This window comes from Bacillus sp. BHET2, from assembly GCF_005938125.1.
GTDB lineage: Bacteria > Bacillota > Bacilli > Bacillales > Bacillaceae_B > Rossellomorea.
Genome location: NZ_VCQN01000002.1, coordinates 238599 through 263602, shown reverse-complemented (window position 1 = coordinate 263602; position 25004 = coordinate 238599). Strand labels below are relative to the sequence as shown.

At 40.1% G+C, this 25004-nt stretch carries 20 protein-coding genes and 1 other annotated feature; of the genes, 17 read left to right on the top strand and 3 right to left on the bottom strand.

Annotated elements, in window-relative coordinates:
- Window positions 1–9 precede the first annotated feature (9 nt).
- Window positions 10–236 (top strand) — a binding site (T-box leader).
- A 72-nt stretch (window positions 237–308) separates the two neighbouring features.
- The 4 genes from FGG79_RS10965 to FGG79_RS10950 all read left to right on the top strand — a co-directional run bounded on the left by FGG79_RS10965 (window position 309) and on the right by FGG79_RS10950 (window position 9250).
- Window positions 309–2960: a valine--tRNA ligase gene (locus FGG79_RS10965; RefSeq protein ID WP_138778211.1), complete on the top strand. Its 2652-nt coding sequence runs from the start codon at window positions 309–311 to the stop codon at window positions 2958–2960.
- Between the two features lie 138 nt (window positions 2961–3098).
- A complete protein-coding gene (locus tag FGG79_RS10960; RefSeq protein WP_346764046.1) occupies window positions 3099–4415 on the top strand; it encodes a bifunctional folylpolyglutamate synthase/dihydrofolate synthase in 1317 nt (438 codons plus the stop codon).
- Between the two features lie 107 nt (window positions 4416–4522).
- Entirely contained in the window at window positions 4523–6235 is a 1713-nt protein-coding gene (locus FGG79_RS10955) for a diguanylate cyclase (RefSeq protein WP_138778209.1), read from the top strand.
- 135 nt (window positions 6236–6370) lie between these two features.
- Complete coding sequence (locus tag FGG79_RS10950) at window positions 6371–9250, top strand: vWA domain-containing protein (RefSeq protein WP_171050897.1); 2880 nt, start codon at window positions 6371–6373, stop codon at window positions 9248–9250.
- 41 nt (window positions 9251–9291) lie between these two features.
- Here FGG79_RS10950 and FGG79_RS10945 read toward each other — a convergent pair whose 3' ends face one another.
- The 3 genes from FGG79_RS10945 to FGG79_RS10935 are packed head-to-tail and all read right to left on the bottom strand — an operon-like array spanning window position 9292 to window position 12238.
- Window positions 9292–11163, bottom strand: coding sequence for a hypothetical protein (locus FGG79_RS10945; RefSeq protein WP_138778205.1), 1872 nt, complete (start codon window positions 11161–11163; stop codon window positions 9292–9294).
- A gap of 15 nt (window positions 11164–11178) precedes the next feature.
- Window positions 11179–11766: a PilW family protein gene (locus FGG79_RS10940; protein ID WP_138778203.1), complete on the bottom strand. Its 588-nt coding sequence runs from the start codon at window positions 11764–11766 to the stop codon at window positions 11179–11181.
- Window positions 11708–12238, bottom strand: coding sequence for a type IV pilus modification PilV family protein (locus FGG79_RS10935; protein WP_171050896.1), 531 nt, complete (start codon window positions 12236–12238; stop codon window positions 11708–11710). The genes FGG79_RS10940 and FGG79_RS10935 overlap by 59 nt, the downstream gene beginning before the upstream one ends.
- A 114-nt stretch (window positions 12239–12352) precedes the next feature.
- Between FGG79_RS10935 and FGG79_RS10930 the strand changes: the two genes are divergently transcribed.
- The 13 genes from FGG79_RS10930 to FGG79_RS10870 all read left to right on the top strand — a co-directional run bounded on the left by FGG79_RS10930 (window position 12353) and on the right by FGG79_RS10870 (window position 24981).
- A complete protein-coding gene (locus tag FGG79_RS10930) occupies window positions 12353–13630 on the top strand; it encodes a hypothetical protein (RefSeq protein WP_138778199.1) in 1278 nt (425 codons plus the stop codon).
- Window positions 13631–13640: 10 nt separating this feature from the next.
- Window positions 13641–14393 (top strand): PRC-barrel domain-containing protein, encoded by a 753-nt coding sequence (locus tag FGG79_RS10925; RefSeq protein ID WP_138778197.1) that lies wholly within the window; start codon window positions 13641–13643, stop codon window positions 14391–14393.
- 22 nt (window positions 14394–14415) lie between these two features.
- A complete protein-coding gene (locus FGG79_RS10920) occupies window positions 14416–15783 on the top strand; it encodes a VanW family protein (protein ID WP_138778195.1) in 1368 nt (455 codons plus the stop codon).
- 18 nt (window positions 15784–15801) lie between these two features.
- Window positions 15802–17466 carry a GspE/PulE family protein gene (locus FGG79_RS10915; RefSeq protein WP_138778193.1) on the top strand — a complete coding sequence of 555 codons (1665 nt, stop codon included), beginning with the start codon at window positions 15802–15804 and terminating at the stop codon, window positions 17464–17466.
- Window positions 17467–17475: 9 nt separating this feature from the next.
- Window positions 17476–18519: a type IV pilus twitching motility protein PilT gene (locus FGG79_RS10910; RefSeq protein WP_138778860.1), complete on the top strand. Its 1044-nt coding sequence runs from the start codon at window positions 17476–17478 to the stop codon at window positions 18517–18519.
- Window positions 18520–19731: a type II secretion system F family protein gene (locus FGG79_RS10905; protein WP_138778191.1), complete on the top strand. Its 1212-nt coding sequence runs from the start codon at window positions 18520–18522 to the stop codon at window positions 19729–19731.
- 110 nt (window positions 19732–19841) lie between these two features.
- Window positions 19842–20339 carry a type II secretion system protein gene (locus tag FGG79_RS10900; protein ID WP_138778189.1) on the top strand — a complete coding sequence of 166 codons (498 nt, stop codon included), beginning with the start codon at window positions 19842–19844 and terminating at the stop codon, window positions 20337–20339.
- A gap of 9 nt (window positions 20340–20348) precedes the next feature.
- Window positions 20349–21092: a prepilin peptidase gene (locus FGG79_RS10895; protein ID WP_138778187.1), complete on the top strand. Its 744-nt coding sequence runs from the start codon at window positions 20349–20351 to the stop codon at window positions 21090–21092.
- Window positions 21093–21107: 15 nt separating this feature from the next.
- On the top strand, window positions 21108–22073 hold the full coding sequence (gene pilM / locus FGG79_RS10890; protein ID WP_138778185.1) for a type IV pilus biogenesis protein PilM: 966 nt from the start codon (window positions 21108–21110) through the stop codon (window positions 22071–22073).
- The gene (locus FGG79_RS10885) at window positions 22073–22693 is read left to right on the top strand and encodes a hypothetical protein (RefSeq protein WP_138778183.1); all 621 of its coding nucleotides are present in this window, start codon (window positions 22073–22075) and stop codon (window positions 22691–22693) included. The genes pilM and FGG79_RS10885 overlap by 1 nt, the downstream gene beginning before the upstream one ends.
- Entirely contained in the window at window positions 22690–23448 is a 759-nt protein-coding gene (locus FGG79_RS10880) for a hypothetical protein (protein WP_138778181.1), read from the top strand. The genes FGG79_RS10885 and FGG79_RS10880 overlap by 4 nt, the downstream gene beginning before the upstream one ends.
- 14 nt (window positions 23449–23462) lie before the next feature.
- Complete coding sequence (locus FGG79_RS10875) at window positions 23463–23900, top strand: type II secretion system protein (protein WP_171050895.1); 438 nt, start codon at window positions 23463–23465, stop codon at window positions 23898–23900.
- A gap of 100 nt (window positions 23901–24000) precedes the next feature.
- A complete protein-coding gene (locus FGG79_RS10870) occupies window positions 24001–24981 on the top strand; it encodes an SPOR domain-containing protein (RefSeq protein ID WP_138778177.1) in 981 nt (326 codons plus the stop codon).
- Window positions 24982–25004: the final 23 nt, after the last annotated feature.

The window sequence follows — 25004 nt, the reverse complement described above, 5'->3', positions numbered from 1 at the left end:
AATAATATCCGAAAAGCAATGAACAGGAAGAGTACATTGATCCTTACTTTCAGAGAGGAAAATCGTTTGCTGAGAGATTTTCTACGTTAAGACAATGGAAGGTCGCCTGAAGAGCTGTTTCTATGAATGTCAGTAGTAGAAGCCGGTTAAAAGCCGTTATGATTGTCGAGAGTTCAGGAGGTCTATTTCTCCTGAGAAAAAAGGTGGTACCGCGAATGGAATCCTTCGTCCTTTTCATAGGACGGGGGATTTTTTTATTTTTTTTAGGAAAATGTACTAATTCACACGATGATATAGGAGGAAATCACATGGAAACTCAAGATCAACAACTTTCAATGCCAACGAAATATGACCCGAATGCGATTGAACAAGGCAGGTACAAATGGTGGCTAGAAGGTAAGTACTTTGAAGCGACAAATGATAAGGAGAAGGAACCGTATACCATCGTTATCCCTCCTCCAAATGTAACCGGAAAACTCCACCTTGGGCATGCTTGGGACACTGCACTTCAGGATATCCTGACAAGAATGAAACGGATGCAAGGCTACGATGTTCTTTGGCTACCAGGGATGGACCATGCAGGAATTGCGACACAGGCAAAAGTAGATGAAAAACTTCGCAATCAAGGTATCTCACGTTATGACCTTGGACGTGAAAAGTTTGTAGAAGAAACGTGGAAATGGAAAGAAGAATATGCCGAGCACATTCGTGCGCAATGGGCGAAGGTGGGACTTGGTCTTGATTACAGCCGTGAACGCTTTACTTTGGATGAAGGATTATCTGATGCGGTTCAAAAGGTATTTATAGACCTTTATAACAAAGGCTTGATTTACCGCGGTGAATACATCATCAACTGGGACCCTGCGACGAAAACGGCCCTTTCTGATATTGAAGTGATACATCAGGATGTACAGGGAGCATTCTATCACATGAGATATCCACTGGCTGATGGAAGCGGTCATATTGAAATTGCAACAACTCGTCCGGAAACGATGCTCGGTGATACGGCTGTGGCGGTACATCCTGAAGATGATCGCTACAAGCATCTAATCGGAAAAACGGTTACCCTTCCAATCGTTGGACGTGAAATCCCGATTGTTGGTGACGATTATGTAGATATGGATTTCGGTTCCGGAGCTGTTAAAATCACACCGGCACATGACCCTAATGACTTTGAAATCGGAAACCGTCATAATCTGGAACGCATTCTTGTAATGAATGAAGATGGAACCATGAATGAGAAGGCAGACAAATACAATGGCATGGATCGTTTTGACTGCCGTAAACAAATTGTGAAAGACCTAAAGGACTCAGGCGTATTGTTCAAGATTGAAGAGCATATGCATTCGGTTGGGCATTCTGAGAGAAGTGGAGCTGTGGTAGAACCTTACCTTTCTACTCAATGGTTCGTAAAAATGGATCCACTAGCTGAACAAGCGGTTAAGCTTCAAGAAGCTGAAAACAAGATCAATTTTGTACCTGATCGATTTGAAACTTCCTACTTACGTTGGATGGAAAACACACGTGATTGGTGTATTTCACGTCAATTATGGTGGGGACATAGAATCCCGGCATGGTACCACAATGATACAGGTGAAATGTATGTAGGCAAAGATGCACCTGAAGACATTGAAAACTGGAGACAAGAAGAAGATGTATTAGATACATGGTTTAGTTCAGCACTTTGGCCTTTCTCCACTATGGGCTGGCCGGATACAAACGCAGAAGACTTTAAACGTTATTATCCAACGAACACCCTGGTAACAGGATATGATATTATTGGCTTCTGGGTATCAAGGATGATTTTTCAAGGATTAGAGTTTACTGGCGAACGTCCATTTAAAGACGTTCTGATTCATGGGCTGGTTCGTGACGCTGATGGGCGGAAAATGAGTAAGTCATTAGGAAACGGTGTAGACCCAATGGACGTAATCGAAAAATACGGTTCTGATTCCCTGCGTTACTTCCTGACTACCGGAAGTTCACCGGGGCAGGATCTGCGCTTCTCATTTGAAAAAGTGGAGTCTGTTTGGAACTTTGCGAACAAGATCTGGAACGCATCCCGTTTCGCTCTTATGAATATGGAAGGCATGACCTATGACGAAATCGATTTATCAGGTGAAAAATCAGTTGCGGATAAATGGATACTTACCCGCTTAAATGAAACCATCGAGACTGTGACACGTTTAGCCGATCGCTATGAATTTGGTGAGGTTGGACGCCTATTATACAACTTTATCTGGGATGATTTCTGTGATTGGTATATTGAAATGGCGAAACTTCCTCTTTATGGAGAGGATGAAACAGCGAAGAAAACAACGCGTTCGATTCTTGCTTATGTTCTCGACAACACAATGAGACTTTTACACCCATTCATGCCGTTTATTACCGAGGAAATATGGCAGAACTTGCCGCATCAAGGCGAATCGATTACACTAGCAGCATGGCCTACGGTTCAGGAAGACCACACCGACAAAGAGGCAGCTGAAGAGATGAAACTTCTAGTTGACATCATCCGCGCCGTACGTAATGTTCGTGCTGAGGTGAACACACCGATGAGCAAGCAAATCAACTTAATGTTGAAAGCGAAAGATGCGCGTACGTTAGGTATAATCGAAAAGAACAAAGCGTATATTGAAAAATTCTGCAATCCAGAAAAGCTTGAAATGGGTACAGATTTAGATGCGCCGGAAAAAGCGATGACCGCTGTTGTGACAGGAGTAGACTTATTCCTTCCATTAGAAGGGTTAATCAATATCGAAGAAGAAGTTGCCCGTCTTCAAAAAGAACTGGAGAAATGGACGAAGGAAGTTTCTCGCGTTCAAGGTAAGTTAAACAATGAGAGATTTGTGAGCAAAGCCCCTCAGAATGTTGTAGACGAGGAAAAAGCAAAAGAAAAGGATTACCTGGAAAAACAAGCAACAGTTAAAGCAAGAATAGAAGAACTTAAATCAGTTTGATTTAAGTGAAAGAATAGAGGGTAAGAAGAGGGCTTTAGTTTCGGGACTTATTGTTATAGGGAAAGCATTTTCCTTTTCGGCAATCAGTTCTGATTAAAGTCCTCTTTTTGATGAAAGTGATTTTAGGGAGTGAAGATAATGTTAACCTATGACAAAGCCGTTGAATGGATACACTCGCGACTGAGACTGGGGATCAAGCCTGGACTTCAGCGCATGAATAAACTTCTGGAAGAGATGGGGAACCCTCACGACAAGCTTAAAACGGTCCATATCGGTGGGACGAATGGAAAGGGATCGACGGTAACCTATTTGGGAAATGTGTTACAGGAGGCTGGATTTACGGTAGGTACCTTTACTTCCCCTTATTTTGAACGATTCAATGAAAGAATCAGTATCGATGGGAAGTCAATACCAGATGAGGATTTAACGGGACTGGTTGGAAAAATAAAGCCTATTGCCGAGCGCATGGAACACTCTGAATGGGGAGCCCCATCTGAATTCGAAATCATCACTGCCATGAGCTTTTATTATTTTGCTGAAATGAATCCGGTGGATGTCGTCCTCTATGAGGTTGGTCTTGGTGGAAGACTTGATTCCACGAACGTCATTACACCAATGGTTTCCGTTATTACAAGTATCGGACTTGATCATATTCAGTTTCTTGGTAACAGATTAGAAGACATTGCTTATGAGAAAGCAGGTATTATCAAAGCGAAAGTGCCTGTCATATCTGGCGTACACCAAATGGAAGCCAAAAAGGTGATCAGAGAGAAGGCGGCGGAAATGGGAAGTGAGATTTTTGAACTTGGTGATGCTTTTACTGCAGAGCGGACATCGCTGCTTGAAAAGGGAGAGAGATTCCAATACGTATCTCCCAGTCAAGATGAAGTGTATGAATTATCCATGATCGGCACACACCAAATCAATAACGCAGCAATCGCCATAAAGGTAGTGGAGCTTCTGGAGGAAAGGCAGGAAATTCAAACTGAAAAGAAACACATTAAAATTGGGTTGAAGAAGGCAACTTGGCCGGGACGAATGGAATCTTTATCAGATACACCAGAGGTTTATATTGATGGTGCTCATAACCCTGAAGGGGTTGAGGCCCTAGTGAAAACGATCAAGGAACGATTTGGCAGTAAAAAAATAACGGTCCTTTTTTCGGCACTGCATGACAAAGAACTGAAGCCGATGATTGTTAGTATGGAAGAAGTAGTGGACAGCATAGCATTTACGACCTTCAATTTTCCAAGAGTCGCGTCAGTCGAAGAGTTATATGATATGTCGAACCATTCCAATAAAATGAAAGCTCCAGACTGGAAAGAATTCTTGGACGAAAAGATTCATGAAATGAACAAAGAGGAAGTGCTGCTTGTAACAGGGTCCCTGTACTTTTTATCCGAAGTAAAACCATTTCTGTGTAGAAGACTAGAAAAATATAGAAAAAATAAGTGACTTTGTGATGATGATTTGATAAAATATTCTTAAACTTGTGACTATTTAACTAGTGTCGTGGGAGCAAATAATATTAAAAAATGGAAGAAAACCTATGGGGGATAGATATGACGTTACCGTTGAAGAAAAAGCTGTACTTATTGCTGGCGTGGCTGGCCATTGTACCGGCTGGTTTGTATATTACCTATCAATACTATCCTCCTGAAAATATTGCAGGAAACGAACTGGAGTTTATTACACTAGTGGCATTTGCTACTTTCATTCCTCTCATGCCCATCGTAATCAACGGTGCAACCATTTTCTTCATTCAGTGGGTGACCCTCGTCGGTTTCATCAAGTATGGTCTATTTATTGAAATCGTCCTCATGCAGTTCTCGATCATCCCTTTACTCATAAGGCTTAGGGTGACGAAAAACGATTGGCACAGAATACCCTTAAATTCATTGATGTTTTTTTTGGTTTCATGCGTCAGTGGTTTAATCTACTTTATGCTCGGTGGGGAAATCGCTGAAAGGGAACTCAGTCAGCTGATTTTCCCGATCCTTTGTTATCAGATTGTATCGATTATGATCAATCAGATTCTCCTCCTTATTTATCATCATTATGTGGCTAACAATGATGTGCGCTTTTACAGTAAGGATTTTGTGTGGGATTTTACGGCCAATATGATTATGTTCCCTCTTTCTCTGTCCCTTTATTATTTAACCTTTGAACTTGGTGCCTTCGCCTCTTTACTGATTGGCATCCCGTTCATCAGCCTATCAATCATATTGAAGCTCTATAATTCTTCTGAAAAAATCAATGAATATCTACAAAAAGCTGGGGAAATTGGTCACCAATTAACCGAGAGCCTGAAAGTAAAGGAAGTGCTTGATATTTTCATAGAGAAGATCATCGAGACCCTTCCGGTGGAGTATGCATATATCCTTGATTGCCATGAAGAAGAATTAGTGCTCCTCAGAAGAGTTGAAAACGGAGAAATGAAATCGAATAATCTTCGCCCACTTAGGAAAAATCAAGGAATCAGTGGAGTGGTTTGGCAGACTGGGAAGTCCGTTCTATATACTTCACGGGCTGAATGGACTGATATCGCGGAAGGTTACATGCCAGAAGGAGTAGAAAGTGTATTATGTGTCCCCATTGTCAGAAGCCAAAAGGTGAGGGGAATCCTTCTTCTCGCTTCTTCCAAAAAGAAAGCCTATGAAAAATTCCAATTAATGATAGTCGACATCTTATGTTCTTATTTCGGAGTGGCAATTGCCAATGCCAGACATCATGAACGGACGAAGAAGAATAGTGAAAGATGTGCACTGACAGGTCTTTATAATTATCGATACTTCGAAGATCTTCTATCAATGGAATACAACAATCTAGAGGTTGGAAAAAGAAAGAACTTGTCCCTCATCATGCTCGATCTCGATCACTTTAAAGTGATAAATGATAATTATGGTCATCAGAGCGGGAACGAAATCCTTATAGAACTTGCAGACCGACTGCGAACCCTAATTGATGCGAAAGGAACGGTCGCAAGATACGGGGGAGAAGAATTCGTCCTTCTCCTCCCTGATACAGAGCGAAAAGAAGCCCTTCGCATCGCTGAGCAGGTCAGAAGTACAATAGCTGATCAACCCTTTTCCCTTCATGATAGCCTGGATGAATCCAACAAGCGGGTGATGGTCAGAATTACAGCAAGCATCGGCGTATCTACTGCCCCGGAAGATGCAGACGATTCAATGGCCTTGATCCGCCATGCAGACCGTGCTCTTTATACGGGAGCCAAGCAGGCCGGGCGAAATCGAGTGGCTCAGTATGTGAAATAAAGGAAAGGATGTCTAATCTAACAGTGGACATCCTTCTTTTATAAAAATAAAGTTTATTGAGTAGTAAGTCCTATTAAAATAGTTTGAAGATTGATATAATGAAAGCATTATAGGATAACCAAAATGAGGGATATTATGAGAATTCAACCAAAAATTCCACTATTATTGATTTTGTTTCTTGCACTACTATTTCATTCAACCAATACTTCTGCCGCTGGAAATGCAGATTTAAGTGTAAACTTCAATGTGACTCCTTCCCAAGAAGTGATTGTTAAGCCGGTAGAAGGGAATGCAAGGGCATCATTAGACTTCAATATTATGCCGGTAGGAGAAGTGAAAGAAACAAGCAGGCCACCTATCGATGTTGTCTTTGTTTTTGATAAATCTGGTTCCATGAATAATACGAAGGATAAAATGCAGAATGCAAAGAATGGACTAACCAATGCCGTTCAATTCTTTGAGAAAAACAAACAAAAAAATGACCGCTTTTCTCTGATTACTTTCTCTTCTGAAATTGAAACGATACTTCCGTTAAGCAATGACCTCGATGCTATAAAAACTTCAATGTTATATACTACCGCTAATGGAGGAACAAACTACACCGACCCCTTAAGAGCAGCAAAGAATATGCTGAGAGATTCCAAAAATGAAAAATATATTGTGTTTCTAACAGATGGACAGCCCATGATAGCAACATCCATTGAAAAGGTAAAAAAAGAAGTATGTATTAAACCACTTTGGTTTTTCTGTAGTGAAACAGGCGTGGTCGAAAGTGATCAGCAAGTGACATATGATTATCAAAATAAATACAGCTACAATAAATGGTTGCACAAAATATCTTCACCAGATAATAGTAAGCTAAAGTCTTTATTCATTAAATCATTTTCAATGGATGGTATTTCATTTAGTTCAGGTTGGTACAATCCAGGCGAAGTAGAAACGAATAGTCAGCAAATGCAAGCCTTGATCAAACAGAAAGGGCTTGAAGTATCCAAAGAGATCTACAATGACAAAATCACTATGCATACGCTGGGTTATGGAGAAGGAGATTTAGATGATCGGTATCTCGAAATGCTCGCACAGCAGACTTCGGGAAGCTTCATCAAAGCAAGTGAAGGAAGTGTATCCGATGCCTTCGAAAAATTGGCGAATAAATTGAATTCAGTCAAATTAGATGGTGAAATTATTGTTCAGTTACCAGAAAATGTGACAGTGGACCGTAATCAATATAAAGTGGTCAACAATACAGTGTATTTACCATTCTCAAGCGTTTATGAAGTAGGTCAAGGAATACCGACCCCGATTACACTCTCTCTGCCAGTGGAGTTTTCGACAAAGGGATCCTATTTATTTAAGGATATGAAAATACAGTATAAAACGGCTGAAGAAACGACGTGGAGAAATACTGGTAAAAAATCTGTCACAATCGAAGTAAAGGATGATGCACCTGCATCTGTTACAGGAAAGTTGGATCTTCAGAAAATGAATCAAGATTTGTTCAATTTAATTATTGAACATGGAAAAGAGACGAATAAATTCACGGGAGTGTATCAGTTGAATTTTGGCGGATTAGTGAATCCTAAAGCCAAGGGGAATCTGAGTGATATCACGATTCATCAGCCATTACCAGATGGAGTGGAAGTGAATGAAAGTCCTGGAATTACGATAGAGACTATCAATGGGCAACGAACTGCTGTGATCAAGTTGATTCAAAAAATGAATTTTGATAATGGGTCCTTCTCTCAGTCTACCTTAGAGATTCCCGTTACCCTAAAGGCTGTTTGGTCTATAAACAATGTAAAAATGCCTCAAGCGAAGGTCTATTATATTGATTCAAGATACGGCAATAAGGTAAGCAGCAATTTGAATCCAAATCAAAATGAAATCAGTGCCAAAGTAAGGACCAGGCAGTTCCACAATCTAAAAGAATATGCTTATGATGGCTATTCTAACGGGACGATTAAGAAAGTTCGGATACTCGGGCCATCGGAGAACGTTGTAGCCACTCTTGAAGCTGGGATGAACAATGGATTTCCGAATACCGCAGTTAAGTCATTAGCGAGTGCTCCGACTCAATTAGCTATTACGTATAAAGATGGAGCGACGTCTGTATTATCATTTGTTCCTGCCTTAACAGTTAAGGATGCAGTCACCAAGAATGTATTGGAAGACGGTGCCTCTATATCAAATGAGGCTGAATATCACCTGTCGAAAGGAGTTCCTGGGAATGGTGTTACGTACGAGTATCGAGTTCTGAATGACGATGAACTGATTGAAGGATGGGCAAACATTGAACTACAGGAATTAAAAATCCTCGAAATGTTAGGTAAGAATGAAGTCCAGATAAAAGCCAATGGTGGATTTGCGATTGATGATTATGTAGTCGGGAAGACGATCTGGATAGAAGGTGACGATTTAATACGTGTTCCGTCCGTCATCGAATTATATGTAGGGGAAACGAAGTCATTTAAAATCGATATCTTTCCTTTTGGAAAACCAAATAATAATTATAACGTCAACGTTTTCCAAGGTGATGATAGGTTAATCAATTCTGTATACAATCAAGTCAATTCCACCAAGGAAAATAAAATAACAGGTTTATCTCCAGGTGAAGATATAGTCGAAGTTTCAACTAAAAATGGGAAATACAAAAAAAATATCCGCGTCATCGTGAAATCCAGGTTCGTCAATTTGGAAAGCTTGGATTTTGATAAAACGAAGTATACGTTGCTTTTAGAGGGTGACGAGATGGACGTTTATTCAAATTTACTATTTAATCCAACCAATGCAACGAATAAAGACATTAAAAGTGTTACTGACACAGGAAATGGTGTCGTGGAGATTGTAAAAGAAGATGGAAAGTGGAAAGTAGTTCCTGAGAACATTGGAGTTACGACCATTACTGTGACGTCAGATGCAGATCCGAGTATTAAAGCCATTGCGATCTTTGAAGTAGTCTCTGAGGATGATGAAAATTCCGGTACCGAAGACGGAAGCATCGATGGCAGATGGTAAAATAAAAAGCGTGGCTATGATCATTCATAGCCACGCTTTATTTATTCCACAAGTATTTCATCACTAATGAGGGAAAGTGACTCCACCCGTGGGAGAGCATCAAGTTTTGATAGGAGTACATCTTTATTATAATGAACGATAAAGCGGGATAATTTTTTTTCCTGATTCGATAACAGATCAGTCTTTATGCTATCCATGTTATCTACATCCCCCCGTACAGCATTTACAGTTAGGTTTCCCTTTGAAAAGACGCCACCATTCACATAGAAAAGGGAACCGACCCCATATAGTGTTGCGTCACTATCAGTATATAAGAAAGCCTGAAGTGGTTTGATGTTCTCCTTTGAATCAGGCAATAAGTCAGTCTTGTTCTTTTCCTTCTCATCGTTATAGTACTGGAATTCATTCATCCTAGTGACCAACAATTCTCCTTTAGAGATCAAGATGAGTTGACCGGAACCTGAGGGATTATTGTGCCCGGTAATATTTAAATTCGATATACTTGTCTTTCCTTTTGCATAGATGATTGAATCAAATGCCATTTCATCGTTTTCTCCATCAGGGTCATTGGCATCTCCCTGTATTGTTAGATTTCTGCCTGAGAAGATATTCCCTTCGATAATAGAAGTTGAGTTTTGAGACTGAATTGAAACATTATCGAAACTGACGATATTCTCTTTCAGTTTTATCGGGGCATTCGCTTCGATTGAGACTTTTCCTGCTGCAATGATATTTCCGATGGACATATCACCCGATAGATTGGAGATGGTCACATTACCAGTAGAGATGATGTTTCCTATATTCATAACGGAGTTCGCTAGAATGTTTACATCTCCCTGTACGATCAAATCGACTCCGGTGTGACGGAGTCCCTTCACCGTGATGCTTTTGGTTGCTTTCACTACCCCTTGTACATTTTCATTCAGAATACCGTTCACGATAGGTGGGAGAAGAAGGTTGTTCGAGAGAAGATTTTGACCGATCGTATTTCTCAGATTAGCTTGAGTTATGCTATTACCAAGAGAGAGATTTAATGGATCCAAAACCTTTCTAACCTCTTCATCATATGTTTGATCAAATGAAATATCCGTAAATTGACTATCTTGTTTAATACCTGGTGCAGGGATGTGTGGGTAGAATTGCTTAGTATCTACCAATGATTTCATTACGGCATAATTTGATTTGTCATAACTGGTATACAAATCGCCAATGATGGATGGAAAAGGGGCACTGACTGTGTTATCAGATTGATCTGACAACTGATAGTTTGCTTCCTCACTGACACCAAGTGAATGTGCATAAACGTTACCAACCAAATGGGGTGAGCCGTTCAAATTCAGCTGTTCACGAGAGCCTAATGTATATTTCAAGAAGCTCGGGATCGGTGATAAGATAATTCTTTTTCGGACGATTTTTTCAATTTTACCATCTTCGGATTCAGGATTTTTTGTATGTACGATAATTTCATAGACCCGGGTAAGGTTTGAACTTAGATAATCCAAATCGAATGTGTGGAATTGAAGAGAGCTTGCTTTCCCGCATTGATCCCCTAGGAGGTTCGAGGCATTTTTACCACTCACATCAACGATGGTAATGCATTTAATTGTATCTGAAGATTGATAGGATGGAATAATATCTGATTGAATAAAGCCCGCTACTTTCGAGTTGATATTCAATGACGTTAACTGATCGATTCCAAGCTTTTTGGATGGCTGCAATTGAAAGACAAGCTTGGAAGAGATTTCTTCAACCGCTTTTAAGCCTTCGTATGTAATATCAATGTCCGTCTCTCTTACTTCGGTCCTTTTGGCTCCACCTATTGTTGAACTGATGATGGCCATGCCGATTGTCACCATGACAAGTGAGGTAATAAGGACGGTCAGTAGAGCGTTTCCTCTTTCATTGGATCGCAAGTGTATTCCTCCCTTCTAAAATCCGAAATTACTTTCTAATTGAAGCGTCTTATTGAAACGAGGATGGGTCACTTCATAGGTCAGTTGAATCATCGCATCCTCACAGGGACTGGATGAGCAACTAGTGGATATCGTGGACCCTGTAAAGTCAGAAGGGGTCTCAAGGATGACACCGTTAAAGCTCCATTGACCTTTTTTACCTATTTGAACTAATTGTAGTGTTTGTTCATCATCTTGAATTGCTTTGTCTTCTACCTCATAGAAGGACTTTCCAGAATAAGGTGCGACTTTTTTTTCACTGTTATTAACAAATTTGATACAGTTCGAGCTAGTTGGGGTGCATTCTTTAACGCTGTCAAATGGATAGGAGTATAAGTTTTTCATTACCATGGCAGAAACATAGTCTGCATCCTCTCTTAATTGGGCATCAATCGATACTTTTTCATAGACTTTATACCCTGTTATCATCGCTCCGTATGTAACGGGCAAGAGGATGGACGATATCGTAAGGGTGACTAACAGCTCAATCAAGGTTATTCCTTTATTATCGGATATCTTCGCTTTTAATTTTTCCATCAACCGACGTACTGTATTCCCGGTCATTGATATCCCACCTCACTTCGATTGTAATTGGAATATAGTAATCCATTTCATCAGGATTGGTGACTTCCTCGGAATATATGGCCGTTTCATATTCCAACCCGTTTATCATAATGTTTTTTTTGTTGGGACATGAATCATTTATATCTGTTTTGGTAGAAGAATTAGAGAAAGTTTCATACTGATCATTGCAAATGAATAATTTTAAATAACCTTCTTTTGAAGGTTCAATTCCTGCGTTCACGTCATGAAAATAGTTACGGGTTTCCAGGAAGTTTTGCTTTTCCATGAACATCAATACATTCCGGGCGACATTGACTCCCACCGTTTTCTTTTGATTGTTGTTGGTATATGTACTGGATTGCAGAAAGAAATTCATGAAACTAAGAAGGACGATCCCAAGGATGGTTATGGAAACTAAAAGTTCGATTAAAGTGAGTCCTCTATTATTTTTTAATATTTTTATATGTTTCACTCCCGCACCCGCTTTCAAAATACCTGACTTTATTATACAATATCTAGTAGTCGAAACTTGTTAAAAAAAGTCTGATTTATATGAAATATATCATAGGAAGGGGTTGAATGTAAGATGATTTACCTATTTTCAATACTGGCACTTGTTCTATTACTACCTATTTTATATTTTATTCCAATAGGCATCAGCGTGAAGGGGAAAATTATGATTGCTTCTGTAGCATTTGGTTTAACTCTTCTTGGTTTAGTCGCTTCAAGCCAATATCCGATATGGATGATTGGAATCATGTTACTGGTTTTGCTGGGCATTTCTTCTTATATGATTGAACAGCGTTTTAGCGGACTATTGGCCTTGGCCACTGGAACTGAAGTAGAAGAGAAACAAGCGGTGTATACATATGAAGAACCCAAGAAGACATTACAATCTGAAACTGATGAAAACGTGGGTGCACCTGAAACTTGGGAGAATGATAGAGGAATTCCTGTTTCCATCGAAGAAGAAACGGAGACACTGGAGCTTGATGAAACCGATGAAATTCTAATTGTGAACACTGAGATCGATCTCAAGGAGTCTTCTGAACAGGATGAGCTAGATACGGACATGGATGAAGTAAGCATGGAAGATGACAGTAAGGCTGAGGAAGCAGAATCGTTTCATCTTGTAGAAGACGAAAGTGAATGGTTTATTGAAAATGCAAGTGAAAACGAACTGAATGAAGAAATAGAAAACGTTGAAGAGAAAAGAGTTGCAGTAGATAACGGATTAAGTGAAATCGAAAGCATGATAAATGGTTCTGATGAAAAAGCGGAGGATCGAAATGAAGAGAAAGAAGCAATACAAGAAGTATTTGATGCTAAGATAGATAAAAATGAAGACGCAGAAAAAATAGAGTCTCTACCAGACTTTGAAGAAGAACTGGAAGAACCTGAGTATAAAGGCCCTAATGGTATTGAAGGTGAACTAGATCATCATGATGCAAAGGAAGAGGATATGCAGTCACCACTTGAGGACATGCTAGAAAACGTTGATCATGATCATAGAGAAGTAGAAGATCTTCATATGAATGAACTTCCACAACGCACAAGGATCATGAGGGAAGTTATGAAAACAATGATCGAGCAGATTGCACTATCACAAAGCCTGTATTCTTCTGATCAAATGGAAAACATGATCAAACACTATCTTCACCCAAGTTTACACGATCAAGATTACTACACATTTGCAAGAATATTAATGGATCATTACATTTCAACTGAGCAATTCGAAGATTTACAAATGTTCATTAAAGTAATCGAAGAAAGATTCAAAGACTACCCATATATTCAAATGGATTTAGAGCAGACAAATGACTATGCGTCTGAAAAACAAAGCGAAATTAAAACGATAGAATAGGTGAGATGACATGAAAAAGAGCGCAGAAATGAAAACATTACCGATTATCAGCATATCCGATGGAAGTGAAATAGGCAGGGTTAAATCCCTTGTAATCAATCCAGAAAAGGGATCTGTTGATTTCCTGACGATCGAACATGAAGATTGGCAGGTAAGTGTCAAAGCAATCCCTTTTAAAAAGGTTGTCGGCATAGGGGAATATGCCGTAACGGTTGAGAATGAAAATGCTGTAATCGACTTAAATGAAATTCCCATCGCTAACCAGCTTGTGAATAAAAAAATAAAAATCAATGATACTCGTGTCATGACCCGGAAAGGTCAAATGATCGGAAATATCCAAGAGTTTTATGTAGATGATGAAACGGGTGCGATTGTTTCATTGGAGTTAAATGCACAAGACAGTGTATATTTCCTTGGTACTGAGTATGTGTTAACGTTTGGAAAAGACATCATTATTGTAAATGAGGATGCTGCTGAGAACTTCAAAGGTAGCTTCGATCAGACAGCAATTCCAGAACCAGTGATTGAAGAAGAGCTAAACACGTATCAACCACAAACACAACAACAACCTCGACATGGCTTAGAGACGATCAAGACAAAACAGACTCAATTACTGGCAGGTAAAAGAGTGACAGAAGACATCTATAATTTAGAGGGACATTTATTGATTGCAAAGGGGTCATCTTTAACTGAATCAGATATTAAAGCAGCTCAAGAAGCAGGTCCATCTGTGTTTGTTGATTTAACGATGAATATTAAGTAGGAATGAGGAAGGAGCCCCAAATGTGAAAAAAGGTCTGCTTATAAAACTAATGACCGTTTTATTCTTATCCACGTTTTTTCTATACGGGTTTTCTCATTTAGGCGTTTATGCTTACGAAACGTTCTTTGTTCAGTCACTCAAACTATCAAAACATGCAGCGGTTGCATCTATTAATCTAGGTGGAACAAGCAAAGAAGAAGCAAAAAACCTACTGAATGAAAAAGTAGAAGAATGGAAAGCCAATCAAAACATAACGCTGGATTATAATGGAGCGACAGCAAAAATCGATCCCTCCATCTTCCAATTCCATTTAGAAGAGAGCATAGAAAGACTTGAGAACCATAAAAACACCAGTTTAATTGTCAGTGTAGACCAACCTTCTTTTGATAATTTTCTCTCCAATCAGTTCGCAGGCTATCATGCTGAGGAATTCAATGTCTCTTCCCTACAGGAATACATTCTTTCCTTAGCTGGGAGCCTTCAAATGGATGAAAGCGTCAATGTATCCGACTACATAACCAGTAATGAGTCTGCGCAAGTCATTTTCGAAGCAGTGTCAAATGAATTGGAAATTACGCCGACTATTAAGAGTTTCATAAACAACTTTCCCACCATTCCCGTTGCACCCAATTCACAGTTTTCCTTTGCGAACTTCTTAGAAACAGAAGGCTTTGTTGTGGAATCTCAAGCAGATTTAAGTCCAGTGGCTTCGTTACTTTATCAAATAAGTTTACATTCCAATTTCGCTATTATAGAACGAAATATCAGTAAACAACTCCCAGATTATGTGGCATTAGGGTTTGAGGCGAAATTCAATCCGATGAATAATCAGGACTTTGTCATAACGAATCCTAATTCAACGGGTTATGAGCTGAGCTTGGCCATTGAAGGTAAGCGAATCAAGGCGCAATTGCAAGGTGTTCCTTTTCCAAACACTTACAACGTCCGGTTATCGGATACAGAAACCTTTGCGCCTAGGATGATTAAACAGTTTAGTCCTTTTGTTGATAAAGGAAATGTAGATATTCAGCAAGAAGGGAAAGATGGAGTCCTAATTCGAGTTTACAAGCAAAAACTGAGCACTTCAGGAGAAATTCTTTCAGAAGAATTAATCAATGAAGATTTTTATGCTCCTCTGCATAAAATAGCCGTCTATCCTTTAGAGGAACTAAGTGAGAAATCCAGTGAAACGGATTATGACAACGTTCCAACTGATGGGGAAGGTGGAAGTGAAGGATCAGTAGAAGGGGATAATACAGCACCCTCATCTGATGAAAATCCAGATAAAGAAACCGGATCCACAGAAAAGACAAGTGGCGATTCAGCAGATGAAAAATCTTCAGAAAGCTCTAATGAAGAAGTGAAACCCCAGAAGAAAGAGTTTAAATAAGTCCTTGAAGCAGGTGATATGGTGACTACGATTAGAAAAAGACTTGGGGATCTGCTCGTTGAAGCAGGGATCATTTCTGAATCCCAGTTACAGGATACCTTAAAAGATAAAGCGAAGGGACAGAAGTTAGGGGATGCCCTTCTTCAAAAAGGATATATTACTGAGCAACAGCTGATTGAAGTGCTGGAATTTCAATTGGGCATCCCTCATGTAAGCCTATACAGGTATCCATTTGAAACGAACTTATTCCATTTAATCCCGAAAGAATCGGCAAAGCGCAACCTGATGATTCCATTGAAAAAAGAAGGGGATAAGCTATTCGTAGCCATGAGTGATCCCCTCGATTTTTACGCTATTGAGGATCTTCGCTTAGCCACTGGCTTCCAGATTGAGACTGCGATTGCAACAAAGGATGACATTCTAAAAGTCATTAATAAGTTCTATGATTTAGAAGATGGATTTGAAGACCTTTTTCAGGAGAATCGAAATCAAAACCAAGTTGAAGAAGAAACGATTGTCGATTCAGAGTCTCCGATTGTGAGGTTAGTGAACGGAATCCTTTCGAATGCCGTGACCCAAAAAGCGAGTGATATCCATATTGATCCACAAGAAACAAAAGTAGTCATCCGTTACAGGGTGGACGGGATTCTCAGAACCGAAAGAAATCTTCCGAAGCATATGCAAAGTATGCTGATTGCCAGGCTGAAAATCATGGCAAATCTTGATATCACTGAATTCAGGGTTCCTCAGGATGGGCGGATAAAAGTGAATATCGACTTCCATCCAATCGATTTACGTGTGTCGACGCTGCCTACGGTCTACGGCGAGAAAATCGTATTGAGGATTCTTGACCTGGGATCAAGTCTTAATGACCTCTTGAAATTAGGATTCAACAAAGTAAATCAACAAAGGTTCATGAAAATGATTCAGCAGCCGACAGGTATTGTCCTGATAACGGGACCTACTGGATCCGGTAAGTCTTCGACATTATATGCTGCATTAAACCATCTCAATAGCGAAGAAGTGAACATTATTACGATAGAGGATCCGGTTGAGTATCAGCTTGAGGGCATAAATCAGATCGGTGTGAATCAAAATGTGGGCTTGACGTTCGCAAAAGGTCTCAGGGCTATCTTACGTCAGGATCCGAATATCATCATGGTCGGTGAAATCCGAGATAGAGAAACGGTGGAAGTATCCATCCGTGCTTCGTTGACAGGACATCTCGTCTTGAGCACGATCCATACCAATGATGCCATCAGTACGGTTACAAGGCTGCTCGATATGGGAGTAGAACCCTTTTTAGTTGCCTCATCGCTCAGCGGGGTCGTTGCTCAGCGGCTTATCAGGAAAGTGTGCCGGGATTGCAAACAAGAAATGGCAGCAACCAAGAGAGAAGTCGAGATTTTTGCCAAAAGAGGTATGAAGATCGAAACGATCACCAGGGGGCAAGGCTGTTCTTCCTGTAATATGACAGGATACAAAGGACGGATCGCAATTCATGAAGTACTTGTCATGAATGATGATATGAAAAAGGTCATATTAAATAATGAGCCTTTTTCAAAGCTACGGGAGCATGCTGTACAGAATAAAACCATCTTCTTAATTGATGATGGACTGTTGAAAGTGAAACAAGGCTTAACCACGACGGAAGAAGTATTAAGAGTAGCGATATCAGAGTAGGTGAATGAAATGAAGGACAAAGTTGATTATCTTTTAAAGTCCGCCTATGAACTGGGGGCATCGGATATCCACCTAACAGTGGGATCCCCCCCTATATTCCGGATACATGGGGACTTAAAGAGGTTCGGTAAAGAAAATTTACTTCCTGAGAGCACATCATTAATGGCAAAGGCCATCATCGCTGAGAATATGTATCCAGTTTTTGAAGATGTGGGGGAACTGGATTTTTCCTATGGAATTCCGGGAGTTTCACGGTTCAGGGTCAATGCATTCAAACAGCGTTCCTGCGTATCATTGGCAATCCGGGTGATACCAACCTCTATTCCGACTATGGAAGATCTATTTCTTCCCAATGCATTAAAGATGATTGCAGAAAAACCTCAGGGCTTATTTCTCGTCACTGGCCCTACAGGCAGTGGGAAATCTACGACATTGGCGTCTATTGTTGACTATATGAATCGTAAAATGAGAAAGCATATTATTACACTCGAAGACCCGATCGAGTACCTGCACAAACATGGTGCATCGATCATCGATCAGCGGGAGGTGGGATTTGACACTCGTTCATTCTCTAAGGGATTGAGAAGTGCCCTTAGACAAGATCCGGATATTATCCTGGTTGGAGAGATGAGAGATCTTGAAACGATTCATACAGCCATTACTGCGGCAGAAACGGGTCATCTTGTTCTAGCGACCCTTCATACATCTAGCGCACCTGCCACCATAGAGCGTATCGTTGATGTCTTCCCACCTGAGCAACAATCACAAATCCGTGTACAGCTTGCATCTGTCCTGGTTGGGATCCTTTCTCAGCGCTTGTTTGCGACGACGGATAAAAAAGGGAGAAGAGCAGCGACAGAGTTGCTTATGAATAATGCGGCGATCGCCAATCTGATTCGTTCTGAAAAAGTCCATCAAATTCAAAATGTCATGCAAACTTCAAAAAATAGCGGAATGCACATCATGAGCGACAGTGTGATGAACCTTTATGAGAGTGGGCTCATTTCAAAGGAAATGGCTTTTCCTTATAGCAGAGAGGAGATTCCTCAATAAATGGGACGTTTTAAGTATACAGGTCGAAATCAATTGGGGAAAAAATCAGGGGTAATAACAGCTGCCTCCAAAAAAGATGCCCTCATACAGTTGAAAAAGCAAGAAATCAGGGTCATTGAAATTCTGGAAATACCTGAAACGTTGATGACGAGGGATATTACGATTGGCAATCCGGTGAAATTGCAGCATCTCGTCATCTTCCTGAGGCAATTTTCTACCCTGCTTCAAGCAGGTGTCACCGTCGTAGAATCCACTCATATTCTAGCCCAACAGACAGAAAGCAAACAACTGGGCAAAGCACTGACAGATATTGAAGCTGAATTAAGGGATGGGAATCCATTGTCAGATTCATTCGCCCGCCATAAGAAGATTTTTGAACCTTTACTCATTAATATGTTAAAAGCCGGAGAAGCATCAGGTAGCTTGGATGAGACATTGGAAGGATTGGCTACTCATTATGAAAAGCAACATATCACAAAACAGAAAATAATATCTGCACTCGCTTACCCAATGGTCGTTGGTGTTATCGCTATTGGTGTTGTTATTTTCTTACTTGCAGCAGTTGTACCGACCTTCGTCAAAATGCTCACCGATTTTGGTGGTGAACTTCCAGCCATCACAAAATTTGTTATTGCTTCAAGTGATTTTATGCAAAAGTATTGGTATATCATCATTTTGTTATTTGGATTGGTGGCCTTTACACTAGCCATGGTAAGACGAAACAAACAATCGAAATATTATCTTGACTATGCCATCCTGAGAATTCCCATCTTTGGAAAGATGCTGCAAAAAGCAGCCCTGGCCAGAATGACGAGAACCTTGAGCTCATTATTTTCAAGCTCGGTGCCAATCTTGCAGGCATTAGCGATAGTAGAGAAAGTGGTCGAAAATGAAGTTGTATCCAAAGTCATTGGCGAATCAAGGAGGTCATTGGAAAAAGGGACATCCCTGACAGAGCCAATGAAACGACATTGGGCTTTTCCACCATTGGTTACGCAAATGATCGCAATCGGAGAAGAAACAGGTTCCTTGGATGCCATGCTTGCAAAGGTTGCCGATTTTTACGAAAAAGAAGTCGAAAGTTCAACAGATCGTCTAAAATCATTGATTGAACCACTAATGATCGTCATGCTCGCAGGTTTGGTGGGAACAATCGTCACATCGATTTTAGTGCCCATGTTCGAAATCTTCAACAGTGTTCAGAACTATTAGAAAATACCTATCATTTTACAAAAAATATGATTATTTTGCCGGATGAGTGTTGTATACTAGTACTAGATTACTATATTTTAGTAATAGATAAATAAACAGGAGGAATTACCATGTTAAAGAAATTAGGTAAAAGATTGAAAAATGAACGTGGATTGACGCTTATTGAATTACTTGCCGTTGTCGTTATTTTAGGAATTATTGCTGCGATTGCGATTCCTAGTATTGGTGGTTTGATTAATAACTCGAAGAAGGATGCACATATTGCGAATGCTCAGCAGATGGTGAGTGGGGCTAGGTTGGCAGTAACATCAGGTGATTTTACTGGTGCTTCTAAAAGTTTCACATTAGGCAATTTAGTATCAAAAGGTTACTTGGAAGAAGTGGATAATCCTTCTAATGGTGATTACAGTTCAACAGGAAGTAAGGTAACTGTTACAAAAGATTCAAATGGAAATTACACATATACTGTTACATTAACAACAAATGATGCTGGAACTCCTGGTTATTTTGTAAGTAAAGATCCAAATAAATTAAATCGTGATGGAGTAGATTTAGATGGAACTTTTACAAATGCTACCCCAGCTACTGGACCTGTAGCTAGCGAGTAACATATTGTTATGACTTTAATAATCTTTGCTTACGGTCTCCTCCTAGGCTCCTTCTACAACGTAGTCGGCCTTCGAGTACCGCTAAAAAAATCAATCGTCAAACCAAGATCCGCATGCCCGTACTGTCAACACACGCTTACGGCCAAGGAACTTGTTCCTGTTCTATCCTATAGTATACAAGGAGGAAAATGCGCTCAGTGTAAAGGGCGCATTTCTCCTCTCTATCCTTTGATGGAACTGTCTACCGGTCTATTATTTCTACTATCTTATATCATGTTAGGTCTACAGCCGGAGCTCGTTGTCGCCCTAACACTGGTGTCGTTATTTATGATCATCACGGTGAGTGACATTAAATATATGGTCATTCCTGACAAAGTGCTGATGGTTTTTTCAGTCCTTTTCGTCATCGAACGGATATTCATTCCATTACAACCTTGGTGGGACAGTATTGCTGGAGCCATTGCCGGCTTTTGTTTACTGCTTCTGATTGCGATCATCAGCAAGGGAGGAATGGGCGGTGGTGATATCAAACTATTCGCAGTCATCGGTTTAGTTGTGGGGGTTAAGGTGATGATTTTTTCATTCTTTCTCGCCACACTATTTGGGGCAGCGGTCGGAATACTTGGTTTGATTTCAGGTTTTTTCAAAAAGGGAGAACCGATTGCTTTTGGTCCATACATCGTCATCGGTACACTCGTTGCATACTTCTTTCATCAGCCAATCTTGCATTGGTATTTTTCTTTATATAGCTAAAAGGGGTTATCCAAGATGTTATCACGTCTCTTCAATAAAAATAAAAATAAAATCAATATCGTCATCAGTGATCAATGGATTCGATTTGTGGAAATTAAATCATTTTCTCCATTACACATCCAGCATTATGGAGAGAAACGGATAGCAGATGGGGTGATCTCAGATGGCAAAATCATTGAAAAAGAAGCTCTTCAGGTTCTATTAGAAGAGTGCGTCCTTAATTGGGGAATAAAAAAAAGAGAAGTCCAATTCATCGTGCCGAACACTCAGATGATTGTAAGGAAAATGACGATATCCTCTGATATTGAAGATGATGAAGTAAAGAGTCATTTATTCCTTGAAATCGGAACAAGTATCCACCTGCCTTTTGAAAACCCGATCTTTGATGTGGTGGTCGTTGGAAATAAGGATGGAAAAAAAGAGATTGTCCTGGTTGCTGCTCCTGAAGATATCGTTCTTGACTATCAGCAAATTTTAACAGACTCTCACCTGAAACCTGTCGTGGCGGATATTAGTCCACTTGCTTTCTACCGCTATATCCACTCATTGGATTTCACCCATCGTTCACATCACGAAATGCTCCTCTACTTTAACCAGAATAATGTGACAGTTTCCATTTTCCATGATCACCAACCCGTATTTTTCAGGCCAATAGGGATAGCCAATGACGGGGATGTAATGGATGATCAGGCAATGAATCGAAACGATTTCCACTCCCGCCCATTTGACGAGACCTTGAAAGAAATAGATAAAGTGATCAGCTTCTATCGTTATACACTGACAAACGATGAGTCCTCCATAAACAAAATTTTTATGGCAGGGGACCATCTCATGGTAGGGCAAATCCACAGTCTCCTTTCAGACCGGTTTGAGATCGACGTCATCCAGGTTCCGTCTATAGCACATGATGCTGTCACGAATGAACAACTATCCAGCCAGTTCTTGCTTTCAATTGGTTTAGGATTAAAAGAGGTGATATAGTGCTCGTCGAAATAAATTTATTACCTCAAAATGAAAAAAGAAATCGACAATGGTTGTATGTGGTGCTGGGAATTTTATCGATTGGCGTGCTTTCTCTTATTCTTTTATTATTCCTTGCTTCAAATGTCGGGAAAGATGTTGATGCCCTCACGATTGAGCTTCAGGAAAACAAACAGATCCGGGTAGAAAAGGAACAAAGTATTTCAAATTTCGAATCATCTGATGCTTGGGTACAATTAGAGAGTGCCGTCAGCTGGGCGGAAAGATATCCGATTAATACGGTGCCTGTCCTGGATCATCTCGTCGAATTACTTCCGGAGCGAGGATTCATGAAGGAATTTACATACGGGGAAAATGGAAGTGTCGGAGTAGGGATTCAATTTGACACTAGCAGGGAAGCGGCCTATTATTTAACTCATTTGAAGGAATCAGAGTACATACAAGAAGCAAACTTATTAACACTTGAAACAGAATCTATTTCAGATAGCGACAGTCAAAAAGCCATCAATACGGAAATCATCTTACCAAGGTACACGGCTCAGTATGAACTTATCTTGGATAGAGAAGCGATAAAAAATATTGAAAAAGATGCCGAAGAGCAAGGGGGCGATTCGGAATGAGCATACGTTTCTCAAAGAAAGAATGGATATTGATTGCAACTTCTCTCATTCTCGTTTTCGCTTTGATCTTCGGTGCAGTCTGGTTTTTCTATTTGCCGGTGAAAAATCAAAAAGAGAATGTAGAAAATGAAATCAACACGGAGAAAAAACTGATTGAAGCCTTGGATTCCAAAATTGCTTCCATCAAGCAAGATTCTTTTGAAAATTCCAGTTCTCTCCAACAAAAAGTACCAGTCAAACCACTGACACAGCAGTTACTTATTGATCTGGAAAAAGCGGAAATTGTCTCTGACAGTTTTATCACGTCTATTGGATTTGCTGAAGGAGCAGTCACTCTTCCTTTAACGAATGAGGTCACTTCTCCTGTAGAGGGCGAAGTTGAGGGTAGCGAAACAACTGAGGAGAATCCTGTACCAGTTGAGGTGCTCCCACAAGGCATTCAAAAACTGACAGCTACGCTTTCCATAGAAGCAAAGAGCTATTTTGAAATAGAGAAATTCATCAATGAATTAGAAGAACTGCACCGCATCGTAGAGGTTGAACAGATTTCCTTTAGCGGTCCAGCTGAAATACAGCAATACAAAGAAAATGTCGAAAATATTAATCTAAATTTAGTCGTTTCTGCATTTTATTTACCCGGTTTAGTAGCTTTGGAGTCGGAACTGCCGAAGCTTGATACACCACTGCCGTCGAATAAAAAGAATCCTTTTCAACAGTTTCCTGAACAAAAATCGGATAATGTAAAGATCAATTAAAGGTTTGATAAATGATGACTGAAAACGAAAAAGGATATACTCTAGTTGAATTGCTTGCAGTTATTGTCATAATGGGGATCATTGCTGTGATTGCCGTTTTAGCGATAAACAACATCATTGAAAAATCAAAGAAGCAGGCGTTTGTCGCGAACGCCCTTACGATGAAAAGTTCAGCCCAATACTTTGCGAAAGATGCCATGCTTCAAGAGAAAGTAATCAATAAGATTACATATAAAGAATTGATAGATGCTCATTTGATTGAACCCATTTTGGATCCTCATTCTAAGACCATCATGGCACCTGATGAAACTTCTTATATTCTAGCTGATGGAGAGAATATGATCTCCATTTGTTTAATGGGTGAAGAATACAATTTATGTACAAATGATAATGGAGGAAAAGAAGAAATACCATTTTCCACCCTTTCGATTGAATCATTGCAGAAAAACTAAAAAATTTGACGAAAACCTATTAGGACAAGACGACAAAAGTCTTGTTCTTTTTTTTATTGGATGTGATAGCATGGAAAAAAATAGATGAAGGAGGGTGGCGATGATGGATAAGCAAGGGAAAAAAGACAAAAAAATTTCGATAAAAATTAATGGGGAGAAAACGAAGTTTGAAGAAGACCTTCTTGTGTATGATTGGAAGTTGGGAGAATCTGAGGCAGCTGCTGGTGAAGAGGCGGAGGATAAAGGATTTGATTGGATCCTTCCCGATGAGGAAGCCGAACCTCCAAAGGAATATAAGAAAATCAATTATGTGAATGGTAGTAATAAAAAAAAGCGGAAGTCTTTCAAGAATCCATTTCAAGATTCTGTCAATCTAGTAATGTCATTGATTGGTGCGATTGTGGTGGGAGCAGTCCTCGGTTTCGGCACGCTCAAGGTTATTACGACAACGGATGGTCCGGCTTCTCCTGCGTCTACGTTGCAGGATAGTACTGAAGTGGGAAGCACAGATGGCAAGCAGGCGGTGACCGCTGTCGAACTTCCGGACTTCACGACATCCATTCTGCAAGGCGGTGTGTTTTCCACCGAGGAAGCATTAAATGCCATGAAGGATCAATTGACTGGGAAAGGCTTGGCTAGTGCAAGCGTCGAGAAGGATGGACAATTCTTTCTATTGCTCGGAGTTTCAGGAGATTTAGAAACGGCCAAATCCCTCGGTGGAAAACTGAAGGACCAAGGGGTGGATGTGTACGCGAAAGATTTCGTCCTTGGGTCAAAAGGTGTAAACGCTTCTAAAGAGGAGAAAACGTTCTTAGAGAAAGGCAATGCACTGTTCAATACCATTGCACAGGTAAGCAGCGTCGGTGTGACTGGTGATACTCCGGATGACTCAACTATCAAGGCCATTCAATCGGGAGTAAAGGAACTTGAAAGTATCAAGGTTAGCCAGGAGTCTATTACGTCCATGGGGAAATCCTTAATCAATGCAGGGAATCTGGCATCATCGATGAAAACCCCCGAGGATGCAGCAGAGGTTCAAGGAGAATTATTAACCTATCTTCACCTATATAGTGGATTATAATTTCGACTGAATTAGACTATTTT

Bases quoted from the DNA above. Each gene is read 5' to 3' on its own strand.
- FGG79_RS10910 (WP_138778860.1), top strand. From the start codon at position 17,476: ATGAAGGACAAAGTTGATTATCTTTTAAAGTCCGCCTATGAACTGGGG.
- FGG79_RS10940 (WP_138778203.1), bottom strand. From the start codon at position 11,766: ATGACCGGGAATACAGTACGTCGGTTGATGGAAAAATTAAAAGCGAAG.
- FGG79_RS10955 (WP_138778209.1), top strand. From the start codon at position 4,523: ATGACGTTACCGTTGAAGAAAAAGCTGTACTTATTGCTGGCGTGGCTG.
- FGG79_RS10925 (WP_138778197.1), top strand. From the start codon at position 13,641: ATGAAAAAGAGCGCAGAAATGAAAACATTACCGATTATCAGCATATCC.
- FGG79_RS10895 (WP_138778187.1), top strand. From the start codon at position 20,349: ATGACTTTAATAATCTTTGCTTACGGTCTCCTCCTAGGCTCCTTCTAC.
- FGG79_RS10950 (WP_171050897.1), top strand. From the start codon at position 6,371: ATGAGAATTCAACCAAAAATTCCACTATTATTGATTTTGTTTCTTGCA.
- FGG79_RS10905 (WP_138778191.1), top strand. From the start codon at position 18,520: ATGGGACGTTTTAAGTATACAGGTCGAAATCAATTGGGGAAAAAATCA.
- FGG79_RS10870 (WP_138778177.1), top strand. From the start codon at position 24,001: ATGATGGATAAGCAAGGGAAAAAAGACAAAAAAATTTCGATAAAAATT.
- FGG79_RS10915 (WP_138778193.1), top strand. From the start codon at position 15,802: ATGGTGACTACGATTAGAAAAAGACTTGGGGATCTGCTCGTTGAAGCA.
- FGG79_RS10900 (WP_138778189.1), top strand. From the start codon at position 19,842: ATGTTAAAGAAATTAGGTAAAAGATTGAAAAATGAACGTGGATTGACG.
- FGG79_RS10875 (WP_171050895.1), top strand. From the start codon at position 23,463: ATGACTGAAAACGAAAAAGGATATACTCTAGTTGAATTGCTTGCAGTT.
- FGG79_RS10965 (WP_138778211.1), top strand. From the start codon at position 309: ATGGAAACTCAAGATCAACAACTTTCAATGCCAACGAAATATGACCCG.
- FGG79_RS10880 (WP_138778181.1), top strand. From the start codon at position 22,690: ATGAGCATACGTTTCTCAAAGAAAGAATGGATATTGATTGCAACTTCT.
- pilM (WP_138778185.1), top strand. From the start codon at position 21,108: ATGTTATCACGTCTCTTCAATAAAAATAAAAATAAAATCAATATCGTC.
- FGG79_RS10930 (WP_138778199.1), top strand. From the start codon at position 12,353: ATGATTTACCTATTTTCAATACTGGCACTTGTTCTATTACTACCTATT.
- FGG79_RS10960 (WP_346764046.1), top strand. From the start codon at position 3,099: ATGTTAACCTATGACAAAGCCGTTGAATGGATACACTCGCGACTGAGA.